This is a genomic window from Emticicia sp. 17c, from assembly GCF_037153985.1.
Classification (GTDB): domain Bacteria; phylum Bacteroidota; class Bacteroidia; order Cytophagales; family Spirosomataceae; genus Emticicia.
In genome coordinates this window covers 193,713-206,920 of the sequence record NZ_JBBAYI010000008.1, presented here as the reverse complement: position 1 = coordinate 206,920, position 13,208 = coordinate 193,713, and the positions used below count along the sequence as shown (strand labels likewise).

The window sequence follows — 13,208 nt, the reverse complement described above, 5'->3', positions numbered from 1 at the left end:
GCTTTGAATACTATTCGGCCAGCATGGGCAGGAACCCCTCTAGACGATAAAGGCAAATTTATATATCCTGAAAACCCGACGGTTTTAAGTTTTAGAGACATTCTGAAATTTATGTTTCAACAAAACCCTAAAAGAGCATTTAAAAAGCAAGATAACTGGCGTATTTCTGTAATAAAAAACAGCAATTGGTTAAATGATGGCAGCGATAAAATAGTTTGGTTGGGTCATGCAAGTTTTTTTATTCAGTTATCGTCTTTCAGGATATTAATTGACCCCATGTTTGGTGATTTACCGGTGGCCAGACGGTATTCCGATTTACCCGTTGAAGCCAATAAATTAAAGAATATTGATTACATTTTAATATCTCATGCTCATTACGACCATTGTGATAAAAAAAGCATCAGGCTCTTAGCAAAGAATAATCCTGATGCACAAATACTTTGTGGTTTAGGTCTCGAAAAACTAATGAGCAAGTGGGTTAATAACCCCATTCAGTCGGCGGGTTGGTACCAACAGTTTAATGTAATCAAGGATTTGAACATTACTTTTGTTCCGTCAAGACACTGGGCAAACAGAACCCCTTTTGATGTAAATACAACTCTATGGGGAGGCTTTGTTTTACAAATAAATGGTAAAACCATTTATTTTGGGGGTGACTCAGGCTATGGGTCTCATTTTAGAGAAATTGGTTCGGTGTTTCCCAACATTGATGTTGCGTTGATAGGTGCAGGTGCATACGCACCTACGTGGTTTATGGGGCAGCATCATCAAGACCCCTACCGAGCTGTTGAAGCGTTTCATGACACCGGAGCTAAAACGTTTGTCCCGTTTCATTATGGTACTTTCGACTCTGCTGATGAGCCTATGGGCGAACCTGAGGAAATTTTAATTCAACTGAATATAGAGGGAAAAATCAAAAATCAATTAAAAATCTTGAAACTGGGAGAAATGTTTTTGATTTAATACGTATTTCTGTAATAGATTCTAATAAAACATAACGCCGGGCCAGATCGTCTGCATTGTTTTGTGTAGTGGTTCCCTGTGATGGGCGTTCAATAATTTCTTTTGGCTTAAGTACCCGACTTCATCATACGCGTTTCTTGGTATTTCTACTGGAGTAGTCCTAATTCCATGAAAAACTTTCTTTACTCTGCCAGTCTGGTCAAGTTCATTCTGAATCAGCTGTAAAAAATAAGATTTAATATTACAGACAAGATGTGTTTAGGTGAGGAAAAATCTTACATTTTTTATAAGTAATAATTGCAGGCAAGCACTTTGTTTTCAGTCTCAATGATGAGAGTTGAAATGTATCTATTGTCAGATAATAAAAACCTAATTTTCTCCAAAGTGTTGATTTAAATGTTGTTTTTTACAGATTAGCCTACAAGTTGAGGATCTTCAATATGCATAATAAATAATATTTTAACGTGAGGTCGGGATTATGGTTTAATAAAAACGGTTGGTTTAGTTTCATAAAAGTAATAGGCGGCCAATGCTCCAAAAACATGAATAATGGCATTAATTGGACTAAGATGTCTCTAGCCTCTTGGGGATTTTACAAGGGTGTATGATGTAGTAGCTGCTACGCTTTGTGTATTACGAGTTGCATCTGAACCGCTAAACAAGTTAGTTAAATAGTTCCATGTCTTTTTATATAATGGCTCGTCCAATGCACCATCGGGGTCTATACGATTAACAAGGTTATTTTGAGCAAAAGTGTATGTCGTTAGCCACTCTCTTTTCTCAGCCAGTGGATCAACCCTATCAAACCTACCAATAGTAGGATTCAAAGTTCTTGCTCCTGATTGATTCTATTCAGGGTAAAAGTACTCTCTTTCTCTTTGCCCTGAAACTCAAACCTGTTCTGGAAGCCATTTGACTGATTGATACCATTCAAAACCACTCCTCACGGGTCGAATGAAGTGTCTGAGAGTTTCTCTGGTTGTGTGCACTGACGTGGCAACTTATTTTAGGACGAGACTAACTTTTTAGGAGATTAGATTATGAACCTCAATTTCCGTTTGGCCCGTTTCTTATTTCCACAAAGAATTTTTCCGTTTTTGTTTCGAAAAAATTTATTCGTTCTACTTTATTCTTTGTAAAGTATTCTCGCATAGAATATTTTAATAAATCATAGAATAAACTTACATCTCCCTCTGTAATTTTCCTTAAAATATATGTATCATTATATGAGATAAGTATTTGGGATTTATCAAAACTAAGATAATTTGGTTCTTTTAAGTTTACAGTTTTCGTCTTGTCTATTAGCTGAAAAGATTTATAAAGTAGTGCCGACCTTTTATCATCCAAAATAATTGAATAGCTACCTTTTAAAGATTCAGGAAATATAATATTTACATCTAGTTTTCTATCATTTAATATCAAATCATAGTTAAAATTACTATTGAAACTAAAATTCCCCATTTCGTAATTTGAAGCTTCAATAATTTCTTTCTTATCAGATGTATTTTTTAATGATATTTTTTTATAGTATACAGTATCTTCTTTACCCCAAATAGTAAAAACAGACGTATCATTTTTTAGGTATACGTTTGATGAGTCCCGTAAATCAGAAAAACAAAACTTATTTTCTAATTTAAATAAATGTTTTGAAAATGGTTTAGGGGATTGTGTGTAAAATGCGAAATCTTCATTTCTTTTCTCGCAAGATAGAGATAATATGACGCCTAAAATAGGAATTATACGAGAATTAGTCAATGAAATTATATAATGTATTAATGGTTTTTTGATCATTTTTTTGAATTTTATTATCCTTATAGTATTGTTGTAAAGGTTGTGATTCTAAAAGTATGATGCTTTACGATTTCTATGGTTTATCACCAATTTGATGGCACACCAATGATTTAAAACCTTTTTTGAAAAGCTAGTTGTCATTCTATTTAGCCTTTTACAGCTATTTCTTAGTGAAGTATTCACCCCCTCAATAGCTTTAGTAAAACGTTTGCCTATTAAGTGGTTTTGAGGTAATACTGCTTTAAAAGCGTCCCAATTATCTGACTACGCGTCCCTGTACAAAACCATTCTACACTTATGCCATTAAGTTTATCTAGCAATGTCAGTATTGGATTATTATAAAACTTTTCGTTTAAATAATTATGTATTTCCTTTTCTTGACATAAATAAACATACTTCTGCTATTAGTATAGATAATCGCTTAAGAAAGACTAAAAGACAAGTAAATGAAGACTTAAAAGAACTGGCTACCCTGGCAAAAATAGAAACGAATTTAACAACTTATGTAGCGAGGCATACTTTTGCCACAGTCTTAAAAAGGAGCGGTGTTTCAACCAGTTTAATTAGTGAGATGATGGGTCATGATTCAGAAGCTATTACACAAGTTTATCTGGATTCTTTTGAGAATAAGCAAATTTATGAGGCTGCTTTGAATTTACTTTAAGATTCTCGTGAAAAGGTAAATATTAATTTTAAAGAGAGAGAGGTTGTTACTTGTGTTGACCAGTCACTTCTTTATCATTTTTACGTACTAATAGTAAACTTTTACCTACCTCAACAACATCACTGCGTCTTTCTTTTCAAATTTATCACCATTTTTGAAGGTAACTTTAATGGTAATAGCATATAGACCACTTGGAGAAGGGTTAGATAATTCATTTCTCCAACCCCCGTTCCACATAGTATTTATATCGTTTGATTCAAAAACCGGCTCACCCCACTTATTATAGACTAGTAATTGAAAACTCTCAATATCGTTACCGAAAATAGCAAACTCATCATTTTTACCATCCATATTTGGTGTAAAAGTATTAGGAAAGTAGATTTGGCTGCCTATACTTGTTGTCCCCAGAACAATAATTTTAATGGTTTCACTTACTGTACATCCATCATCTGATGTGGCCACTACTGTATAAGTGATGGTCTTATCGGGGGTTGCAACCGGGTTTGCTATATGATGATCATCGAGGTATGTCTCGGGGTGCCAATGATATAAAACATTTGGATTGCTGCTGTTTGTAACTATATTTACGCTTTCGCCTTTATTAATAGTTGAATTCTGTGGGGTGACTGACAAAGTAAATGCCTGATTTACTTGTATCACACGTGTCTGCTTACCAGAACAGCCTGATGGTGACTTGTAGGTATAAGTGATATAATGCTTGCCCTGTCCGGCTAAATTTGCATCAAAAATGTTGTTATTAATTCCAGTGCCGGAAAAAACTCCGTTAGGAGGTGTTGCGGCTAATGCAATTTTCTTATTCCCAATGAGACAAAACGGGAAAATAGTATCGAACTTTACCGTTATAGAACTACTTATAGTAACTTTATAAATCTTCGAATCTACTTCACATCCTTTATCATCTTTTACTTTTACTGTATAATTGCCTGAATCTTTCACCCATAAGGTGCTTTTATCACCCTTTGATACATTATTATTGTTTACTTGCCATTGGTATTGAAGCAGGTTGCTATTGACCGTTTTAAGTTGAATGGAATCGCCGGAGCAGGCTTCATATCTGGCATCAGGGTCGGGTAATGGGGCTGAAATGGTTTTGGTGATAAGGATACTATCTTTATCGCTAAAGCATAGACCTGAATTTTTTTTTGCCTGTATAACGTACCACCCTTCTTTGGTTACAGTAATTTCATTACTGGTCTGAACGGGTGTATTTTTATAAGACCATAAGTAACTATGATTAGAATCCGGATTCTCTACACTTAATTTTATTGAAGCATTATTACAAATATTGGTATTATCGGCCTTAATTTTTGGTGTAGCAACTAAATTTTTCAACTTTACTACTTGTGAGATTGTATCACTTGAACAAGTGCTTTTAAAGCTTTTTACAACCTGATACTCCCCATAATCTGATACGACCAGTTTATTCTGGGTCTCGTTCGGAATATTATCTCCATTTTTTTGCCATTGAAAAACCCAGTTTGCGTTATTATCGGTTTCTAATGTAATTGTTTCTCCCGGGCAAAAAGAGACTTCTGTAGCCTTATTACCCTGATAGGATATAACAGGTGCTGGTGGTGTTGTAAGGCTGCACTGAATCACAGGCAACTGAAAATCGTGCTTTACCACTCCAATCCTTTTGCCGTTTCTCCACTCCTCGCACATAACTGAAAACAAGAAAAGGCCCGTTTTATTGGCTTTGACTGATAGTTGCCCTGAATTTACCTCTATTTTTAAAGCCGGATTACCCGGTATTGCATTGGTTTGATTATAACCGGCACTCCAGTCTACACCATTATATGGTGCTGGTGGCGGGTCATTACGCGAAACCCCGATAACCGGCTTTGGCCCCTGCCAGGGCTCGGCCATATAATACTTTAACTGATCTCCATCTTTATCGGTAGCGCTAAAATCAAACTTAAATAACTTATTGAGGCAAATAAAATCTCCGTTGATGGGAGGGAATTCGGGTGTAGAGTAATTAACTATCTGACCATTTTGTTTGAGTGCCGGAAACTCTGTATAGAACATGATAGTATTATTACCAGGGTCATCAACATTTGTCAGGTCGATATTCCTGCAACAGATATCTGTTACCATATAATAGCCATCAGGGTCATCATATTTATCTATATCAACTTTATAGATATACGCCCTTACATAGGCAGAGATTTTAAAGTTTTTCTGAGCTGCACATGCCGGATTATCAAAAATAATACTTCTGCTCGATTCGTAAGGAACATAAAATTTATCCATTACGAAATTATCTCTTTTGCGGAAAATCTTAATTTCAGAACTATAATTTTTTAATTCATCAATGTAACCAGCATAACCACGCGCATCGTCAATATAAAGATTAACACTAAATCTAAAGTTACCTTTTGCGGCATCCATTTGCTGCATGGAAATGTATCCCCCAAAAATATGATCTGCCCGTACTTTTGAGGGATACACCAAAGAAATCATACAGACAAGGCTAATTTTTAATGCGTGCTTCATACGAACCTGTGTTATCTGTTTCAAAACCCTCCTCAAGTGTAATTTCATCACAAGCTTCATCTAAGGTTTCGAATGTTCCTTTAATTGCCCAACTGCGGGAAATCTTTCCATTTCCCCTACAACCATTTGTTAATATTTTGGTTTCAGTAAATTTCCAGGCTGTAGTTTTTCCGTCATTCAAAATCCCTATTATGCCATATTTATATGGAATATTATAGCTAATATACTTATCCGTCATGGTAGTATGGTCAATCAGAGCTGACCTAACATATTCTCCATCATTTGTTCCTGTGAATCTGTATACTTCAAAATATTTTATATCACTACCTTCGGCAGTCCAACTTAGGTTGTTCTTTAAATTGACAGAATCCCCTACAACTCCAAACGTTAAAATCTGATTGATAGCTGAGGGTGCAGGCCTGCCAAGACCAGCGGTTGAACACGTGTTGTCAGTATAATGATAGGTATAGCTTTTAATTTTCTCTGTAGAGTTTACTCCGGCTTTTCTGCTTATCTGGAAGCGCATTTTTAGGAATATCCTGAATCGTTGTTTTCCCCGGAGGTAGAGGAAACGAGCCCTGATTAAAATATTGTACCAATTCCGGATGTTGTGAATAATCATCAGAACCGTATATAGTGCGGCTGATAACGCCACCGGCTTGTAAAGACCAGCCAAGCCCTACAATTCCGGCTTCCTCATCTACTTTTATGCCCCCTGAGTGATATCCCAATCCAACTGCCACAGAGGCATCACGTACATTGATCTGGTAAAAGGGGATACTGATATTCGCAATACCTGTATGTAAACTGACCGGAGTATCTGCATATTTGCTTAATGATGCCGCTGTTGGCGAAACATTTGAGGTGTTCGGCATACTGAGCTTAACCTGTGCTATCGTTTTGAATGATAGGCAAATGATGAATGATAAATAAAATATCTTGTTCATTGAAATGGGTACTTTTAAACTTATTATCCTTTTATATTCTTACTACGGTACTAATAATTTGCAAAATTTTACTCAATCCAATTATTAGGGTTCGATTTTATTTTATTAAACACTATCAACTAAATCAATCCTTTGTATTGTAATTCTTTTTTTGCATATTCTCTTATCCTTTTTGTTTTACTAATTGCTAGCAGCTTTAATTTCTCTATAGAACTTTCGTCAGATATAGCTGAAAGAGCCTTTATACATTTCCTTGCGAATTGGTAAGAATCATCATAGTTTAAATAATCAAACTTTAATTCAGAAGCTTTATATAAACAATCTACAGTACTTGGGTCAGCAATATCTTTAAGCAACATAGCAATATCCTCGTGTTTAAAGTGCCAAGGCAATTGCAATAATTCACACAATTGTACTACAAAGTAAGGTTTAGAAAATGAGCCCGTACAAATTAATACTATAGCTTCTTCAATCTCTGAATCACTTTTGTTTTCAATTCCTTTTTGTATAAGATTTAAAACATATTCATCGCTCTTGTGAATATCCTTAAAATATTCTCTAAGGAATAGTTCTTTACTTATTTTGCCTGAATACAGGGCAGTAAGTAGTAGATTAATTTCTGTTCTCATCATTCTAACTTTTTATAACTTTGAATATTAGAATTAAAAATGTTTAATGCATCCCTTCTCCCTAAGCCAATATTAACTTGATTATTTTCAAGTTTAAAAAATGCATTATTTTTATTCCAACCTTTACAACTAAAGGTAAAAAAGTGTATGGATGTGTATTCCCTTTATTACGTACTCCTATTTCTAGAAGTTTGGAAGTAGTTCCAAGTTTAACATTAATTTCAAATAAAGTTCTAGTATAATTTTTAGCCTCAGATTTTGTTGGAGATATCATTGTTTCTTTACTAGGACCTGATGGCATTCTTCCCGTCTTTAAAAATAATTGCGCGGCACTCTCAGGCATTGAGCAATAGTATGTTTCTACTGTCTTAGGTGTACCTAACTCTGTAAACTTTAGATTATTAGGAACTAAATTAATATCTACATTTTTTTCCTGCCTTAAAAGCTGAATAGGCAGTTAATAAATTATCAAACTGAGCAGCTTTAAAAGTTGCATCTTTTCCCCAAATCCAATAAGCTGCCGTTGCTATTAACCCTCCTCTAATATTCTCAGAAACCGCATTATCATAAGCTACCTGTTGATTTTTTATAAACTCCATCAATTCTCCCCTGGTGCCATAAAAAGATTTCCCAACGCCTAATTTGTCGGAATATATAAAACTTACAGGTTCATTAAAGTATTCTTCAGCAGGTGAACTTTTTTTCTGAATAATTGGCTCTTTTTTTGTGAATTCGAACCATTGTCTAATCCTGTTACGAATTCAGGGGTATTATTTTCATTAATCCCTTTCAATTTCTCTAAACCATCTAAATCAATATTTGAGATAGGTTCATTCTCCGCATAATCATAAGTACTCTTATAGGTATAATCATCAGCCAAAGGGTCCACCTGTATAAATCTGGCAACAGCCGCATCATACCATCTGAACCGATATTCATACAAGCCGTGATCTTTCTGGTATTCTTTGCCATTGTATCTGAATCTGTCGCTTGGATTGCCATTACCACCGTCTGGTCGGGTAGACATTGCCAATTTTACGCCCCATGGATCATAGGTCGCCTGCTGCGTTACAATCTGTGGATAGCCATGCTCCGGTTTGGTTTCGACTGCTTGCTCGGCACAGCGGCACGCTACACGTAAGTTACCTAAATGATCTTTAAGCTGATATTCATAGCACCAAAGGCTTAACAGCCGTATTAAGCTTAACCTGTGCTATCGTTTTGAATGATAGGCAAATGATGAGTAATAAATAAAATATCTTGTTCATGGTATTAAATCGTCTAAGTTTCAATTTTTCTATCATTTCCTTAAAATTCTTAACAAGAGGGCTTATATTAATTATTGAGCTATGTCAATATTAGACTATAGTTCGAAACATTAAATCGGCTTGTCCCAAGAATTAGCAATGGCTAATAAAAAGCTAAAATTAAAAATAGGTGTCGAATACTTAGCTTTTATTAATAATAAGCTCTCTCAATTTTTCTAAAAAATTCACAAATAACATTTTGTCCACATCTTTCCTCCATATCATTTGTAGTTTACTATTTTTTACAAATAAATTAATTTCTTCTTGAGGTATTTCTGAATCTTTTTTCTCTAAATACTTTAAAGTATTATCTATTAAGTTTATAAAAAAATCTATTCTGTCTCGTGAAATCAACCAGTCTTCAAAATTAAAATGTATATAACTTGGAAAATATCCCAATGAAATCGTTCTTAAAAACTCCTTGTATTCAAGAAACCATTCTGGAGTGGATTCCATTTGCTCACTTACCAGTAATAGATAACTTAAACTGATTTCTGTTATTGAGTCATTTTCCCAAAAACCGTTTTCGCTAAATTCGATAAAACTTGTTGCCATATTTATTCAAGTGTAATTAATCTATTTATGTCTTTTAAGTGTGTTTTATCTATATATTCAAATATCTCTGTTTTTTGAGCTTTATTAAAAAAGCGTACATCTAATAAAATAAAATCAACACTTTTATTAAAATGACTGGTAATTGATTTTTTAAATTCTGACATCTTAAATGATGATAGTGCTTCTTTTGGAATACCTAAATGATCAAATGTTTTTCTTGCATATTTGCCAGTTGTTGCGACAAAATCTCCAGCTTCGGTTTTTAAAGTCGCTCTAAATGTTGTACCAGTTGCATCTTCAAAAATAGATGCTGCTTCAGCCTCAGCATCTCGATAAGCATGCCCTGTTGCGGCATCGACAAACGAATTTAGTATTTCTTTTTTTCTACTGGAAATTTGCAGGCCTTTCAATATACTGCTTATACTACTTTTAATTATTGGAGAAACACTAATAAACATTAAACTTCCGGCAGCTGCTTTTATGAAAATCAAGACTACGGTTGACTAATTACTTAAAATTTGAGAAATTAGTATTTGTAAACTTGATATAATATGACAGCCAAAGCCCATTCTGATATTCGTAGGAAACTTAAGGTATTAAATTATGCCAAAGAAATAGGCAACATCACTAAAGCATGTCGCTATTTTGGAATTTCAAGAGAAACCTTTTATCAATGGAAACGTACTTATGAGGTACATGGAGAAACGGGGTTAATTAACAATAAACCTTGTCCAGTAAATCTAAAACTTCGTACGCCTCAGCATATAGAAGAAAAAATTGTCCATCTCAGAACTACCTACCATTTGGGGCAAAAGCGTATCATGTGGTATCTAAGCAGGTATCATGATATTCGTGTATCAGAAGGGGCAGTGTACTATGTGTTAAAGCGAAATAATCTGAATAAGTTACCTCAAAATCAGCGTAAAAGGTCAATTATGCCATTCAAAAGGTATGAAAAACAAGTACCTGGACATCGTATTCAAGTAGATGTAAAATTCTTGTCTTTTAAAGACCCAGAAGGAAAATTGAAGAAAATGTACCAATATACAGCGATTGATGATGCTACTCGGGCCAGAGCTTTACAAATATTCCCTAAACATAATCAAGAAACAGCTATTAAATTCATAGACTATGTTAGGGAACGTTTCCCTTTCAGAATCCATACTGTTCAAACGGATAATGGCCATGAATTTCAGGCAAAATTCCAACGGTCCGCCGTCGCGGTGGTATTGCGAGGATTTGGGTATGCAACATGTGTATATAAAACCACGAAGTCCCCATCTAAATGGAAAAGTAGAACGCTCGCACAAGACAGATGCACAGGAATTCTACCAGCTCATTGATTACACCGATGATATTGATATCAGAAAAAAGCTTCAGGAATGGGAAATGTTCTACAATTGTCAGCGACCCAATGCCGCTTTAAATGGGAGAACACCATATGAGGTACTAAGGGAAAGATTAATTATTTATGCACAATAATTTTTCTTTTCCGAATCCCTCCTCAATTAAAAAAGGAGGGTTTGGAAAAGAAAAAATCTTCGTCAGCCCTACTTTTGATTGACACACTTGGGTATGGCGTTGCAGCCAGAGCATTACCGTTTACTCCACAAGCATCACATACTCCACAAGTGGTGGTGGTTACATTTAATTTGATATCACTGATACAAGAACCTGTACCATCAGATTTTGTAAGTGTAACCCTATATGTAAATGAGCCTGCACTGCCTGGTTTAATGAATACAGGATTTGCTGTTGAAGTATTAGTGCCTACACTACCTACAGTAGGTGCACTGATATAGTAATCGTTTCCACCGTTGATGGTCGTCCAGCTAAACGTTCCCGGGCTTGGAACAGAAGCAATAGCTTTAATTGCTATGTATTCTCCTAGTTTTATATCGCTCGGAATGTCCTCAGTATAGGTAGCTCCTGTTTTCAGATCAAAACCACAAAGTGTTGGTAAATTATAAGGTCCCGGTTCAAAATGATCCAGATTAGCAGCCGGAATGATTTGGCGTGTCAGCCCTGGGGCTTCCCATTCCAATTTTACAAAACTTGAACTAATCCATTGTTTGTGGATAATCTCGAAATAATATTTCTGACCCCCGTTAAGCGTTACCGTAGCTGTAGCTGGTATATTGTGCTGAGCAGCGTCATCAGGATCTCCATTATCTTCTTTTGTAAGAATCAAAACCTTATTGGCAGGATTATTTGTAGTACTTAACCAAACTTTGGCGCTATTATCAGAAGTCAGATAGAATTTATAATTATTCCCTGCCGATAATGGCGGACAAATAAATCCTCTGATTCTTGCCCCAAAGTTTTGAGTTGTGGAGTTTTGAATATTTACCCCCCCTGGTACTGGTTCGAAGGAAAGAATATCGGGTGCAAAATTTCCTGTAAATCTCGGATTTGTCGTTAAATCACTTGTGCTATATCCGGCAATATTATCCCACCTTTCATAGGTTACTTTATTGTCGACAGTACAGTTGGCTTGTGGTTTGCGGGGGAGGTATTTGCTCAGGACAGTCAAGAATAAAGTTCTTTATTTGTGTAGAATCCTTATTTATTAAATCATTGAGCGTTTCTTTTGATTTATCCTGTACAATCTGTTTTTTCGTAACAATTTCGCTTCTATAAATAGGAACCAAAATTTCGGCTTTTTTCTCATAAACATCGGTTATGGTTGCCCCCGTAAATGAGCGGAGTAGTACAAAATCGGATAACTTAGGCTTTGCCTCAAAATACCCTTTAATAGTAAACTCCTGCCTTGGTATTTGTCTGGTTACTTTTCCTTGTATGAAATCATAATAAGTACCACCGGTTTGCACAAAATTATCCGGTAATAACATTTTTAATGTAAAACCATTTGAACCCTCAAATTGAAATATCAGGTGGGGACTTACGTCTAGAAATTCAGCTGTTATTTTTAGCTCAAATTCCTCACCTACAGCTACAGAGTCTTTGCTTATATTAAGTCTGAAACGTACAGGATCAAAACCAGCGATTGTTTTTATATTGTCAATTTTTTTGAAATTGTGGGCAGTAGAATCGTATCTGTAATACTCCTTTTTAAATAAGTTATCTTCATTTAACCATAGAATATGCTTAAAATCAATTAGCTTTTTAGAGATACTAATAGGTAATGGCTTTACTGGCAGTGGGGAAATAGGCGCAATAACTTCATTGAATAAACGTTCAGCCAGTGTTTCAAATACCTGAGCAGTTTTTGACACAGAATCTTTATTACTTACAATTTCAGGAATATTGATTGGTGAAGGTTCTATAGGGAGTGAAGTAATAGGTTCTATAACTTTATTGGGCACAGGTTCTACCTTTGCATCAAATACCTGAGCAACGTTTGAAACAAAATTACTATTTACTATATCAGTGGCAGTTGGAGGCTGTGCGCTACTTTCGGTTATTGAGAATGTAGGTTGTTGAAATAAACTAGTTCCTGATTTTTGATCCGAAAACAATTTTATATTTCGTACATCCAGAGTGTTGTTTGCTATGAAATTACTTTCAACCTTTTTTAAAGGACGAGTGAAACTTGCCAGAAGAAAAACGGCTAATAGTGAAACGAATAAGTGTTTAGGTCTAATATTTTTCATGCAAGCAGATAATTAAATGCAGGTAAAGAGTATTTTTTAGAGCCAGAAATTTATTTTTTCTCCAGTTGTTCTACTTTTAATTTCAGTGCTTTTATTTCTTTGTTCTGCTCTATCATATACAGCGTCAATTCCTCTACTTTCTTTAAGAGCAGTCGATTCATTTCACCTAAATCTTGGCCTTCGTTTTCAATTTCTCTGGCGGAGGGGATTTCGGGTAAGTG

15 protein-coding genes and 3 pseudogenes are annotated in these 13,208 nt (G+C 35.1%); 3 read left to right on the top strand and 15 right to left on the bottom strand.

Annotated elements, in window-relative coordinates; translation table 11 throughout:
* Positions 1-3: 3 nt before the first annotated feature.
* Positions 4-963: an MBL fold metallo-hydrolase gene (locus tag WAA15_RS16510; RefSeq protein WP_337043908.1), complete on the top strand. Its 960-nt coding sequence runs from the start codon at positions 4-6 to the stop codon at positions 961-963.
* Positions 964-1,439: 476 nt separating this feature from the next.
* On the opposite strand, the pseudogene WAA15_RS24575 reads toward WAA15_RS16510, so the two are convergent.
* The 4 genes and pseudogenes from WAA15_RS24575 to WAA15_RS24570 all read right to left on the bottom strand — a co-directional run.
* A pseudogene (locus WAA15_RS24575) lies at positions 1,440-1,538 on the bottom strand (IS982 family transposase); the annotation flags it as partial.
* Positions 1,539-1,790, bottom strand: a complete 252-nt coding sequence (locus tag WAA15_RS16505) for a hypothetical protein (RefSeq protein ID WP_337043907.1) — start codon at positions 1,788-1,790, stop codon at positions 1,539-1,541.
* A 220-nt stretch (positions 1,791-2,010) separates the two neighbouring features.
* Entirely contained in the window at positions 2,011-2,718 is a 708-nt protein-coding gene (locus WAA15_RS16500) for a hypothetical protein (protein ID WP_337043906.1), read from the bottom strand.
* An 84-nt stretch (positions 2,719-2,802) separates the two neighbouring features.
* Positions 2,803-3,006, bottom strand: a pseudogene (locus tag WAA15_RS24570) (IS1 family transposase); the annotation flags it as partial.
* Between the two features lie 67 nt (positions 3,007-3,073).
* On the opposite strand from WAA15_RS24570, the gene WAA15_RS16495 reads away from it, so the two are divergent.
* The gene (locus WAA15_RS16495) at positions 3,074-3,418 is read left to right on the top strand and encodes a tyrosine-type recombinase/integrase (RefSeq protein ID WP_337043905.1); all 345 of its coding nucleotides are present in this window, start codon (positions 3,074-3,076) and stop codon (positions 3,416-3,418) included.
* A 105-nt stretch (positions 3,419-3,523) separates the two neighbouring features.
* On the opposite strand, the gene WAA15_RS16490 is transcribed toward WAA15_RS16495, so the two are convergent.
* The 9 genes from WAA15_RS16490 to WAA15_RS16450 all read right to left on the bottom strand — a co-directional run bounded on the left by WAA15_RS16490 (position 3,524) and on the right by WAA15_RS16450 (position 9,864).
* On the bottom strand, positions 3,524-5,935 hold the full coding sequence (locus tag WAA15_RS16490; RefSeq protein ID WP_337043904.1) for a gliding motility-associated C-terminal domain-containing protein: 2,412 nt from the start codon (positions 5,933-5,935) through the stop codon (positions 3,524-3,526).
* A complete protein-coding gene (locus tag WAA15_RS16485; protein WP_337043903.1) occupies positions 5,913-6,461 on the bottom strand; it encodes a hypothetical protein in 549 nt (182 codons plus the stop codon). The genes WAA15_RS16490 and WAA15_RS16485 overlap by 23 nt, the downstream gene beginning before the upstream one ends.
* Complete coding sequence (locus WAA15_RS16480) at positions 6,409-6,882, bottom strand: hypothetical protein (protein WP_337043902.1); 474 nt, start codon at positions 6,880-6,882, stop codon at positions 6,409-6,411. Before WAA15_RS16480 ends, WAA15_RS16485 begins: the two co-directional genes overlap by 53 nt.
* Before the next feature lie 119 nt (positions 6,883-7,001).
* On the bottom strand, positions 7,002-7,514 hold the full coding sequence (locus WAA15_RS16475; RefSeq protein WP_337043901.1) for a hypothetical protein: 513 nt from the start codon (positions 7,512-7,514) through the stop codon (positions 7,002-7,004).
* Between the two features lie 58 nt (positions 7,515-7,572).
* A complete protein-coding gene (locus tag WAA15_RS16470; protein ID WP_337043900.1) occupies positions 7,573-7,854 on the bottom strand; it encodes a hypothetical protein in 282 nt (93 codons plus the stop codon).
* 70 nt (positions 7,855-7,924) lie between these two features.
* Complete coding sequence (locus WAA15_RS16465) at positions 7,925-8,110, bottom strand: hypothetical protein (RefSeq protein WP_337043899.1); 186 nt, start codon at positions 8,108-8,110, stop codon at positions 7,925-7,927.
* A 62-nt stretch (positions 8,111-8,172) separates the two neighbouring features.
* The gene (locus WAA15_RS16460; RefSeq protein WP_337043981.1) at positions 8,173-8,586 is read right to left on the bottom strand and encodes an RHS repeat-associated core domain-containing protein; all 414 of its coding nucleotides are present in this window, start codon (positions 8,584-8,586) and stop codon (positions 8,173-8,175) included.
* A gap of 373 nt (positions 8,587-8,959) precedes the next feature.
* Positions 8,960-9,373 (bottom strand): hypothetical protein, encoded by a 414-nt coding sequence (locus WAA15_RS16455; protein WP_337043898.1) that lies wholly within the window; start codon positions 9,371-9,373, stop codon positions 8,960-8,962.
* 2 nt (positions 9,374-9,375) lie between these two features.
* On the bottom strand, positions 9,376-9,864 hold the full coding sequence (locus tag WAA15_RS16450) for a hypothetical protein (RefSeq protein ID WP_337043897.1): 489 nt from the start codon (positions 9,862-9,864) through the stop codon (positions 9,376-9,378).
* Positions 9,865-9,924: 60 nt separating this feature from the next.
* Here WAA15_RS16450 and WAA15_RS16445 point away from each other — a divergent pair.
* Positions 9,925-10,855: pseudogene (locus WAA15_RS16445) on the top strand (IS481 family transposase).
* A 22-nt stretch (positions 10,856-10,877) separates the two neighbouring features.
* On the opposite strand, the gene WAA15_RS16440 reads toward WAA15_RS16445, so the two are convergent.
* Positions 10,878-11,906 (bottom strand): PA14 domain-containing protein, encoded by a 1,029-nt coding sequence (locus tag WAA15_RS16440; protein WP_337043896.1) that lies wholly within the window; start codon positions 11,904-11,906, stop codon positions 10,878-10,880.
* Positions 11,845-12,987: a hypothetical protein gene (locus tag WAA15_RS16435; protein ID WP_337043895.1), complete on the bottom strand. Its 1,143-nt coding sequence runs from the start codon at positions 12,985-12,987 to the stop codon at positions 11,845-11,847. Before WAA15_RS16435 ends, WAA15_RS16440 begins: the two co-directional genes overlap by 62 nt.
* Positions 12,988-13,208 lie beyond the last annotated feature (221 nt).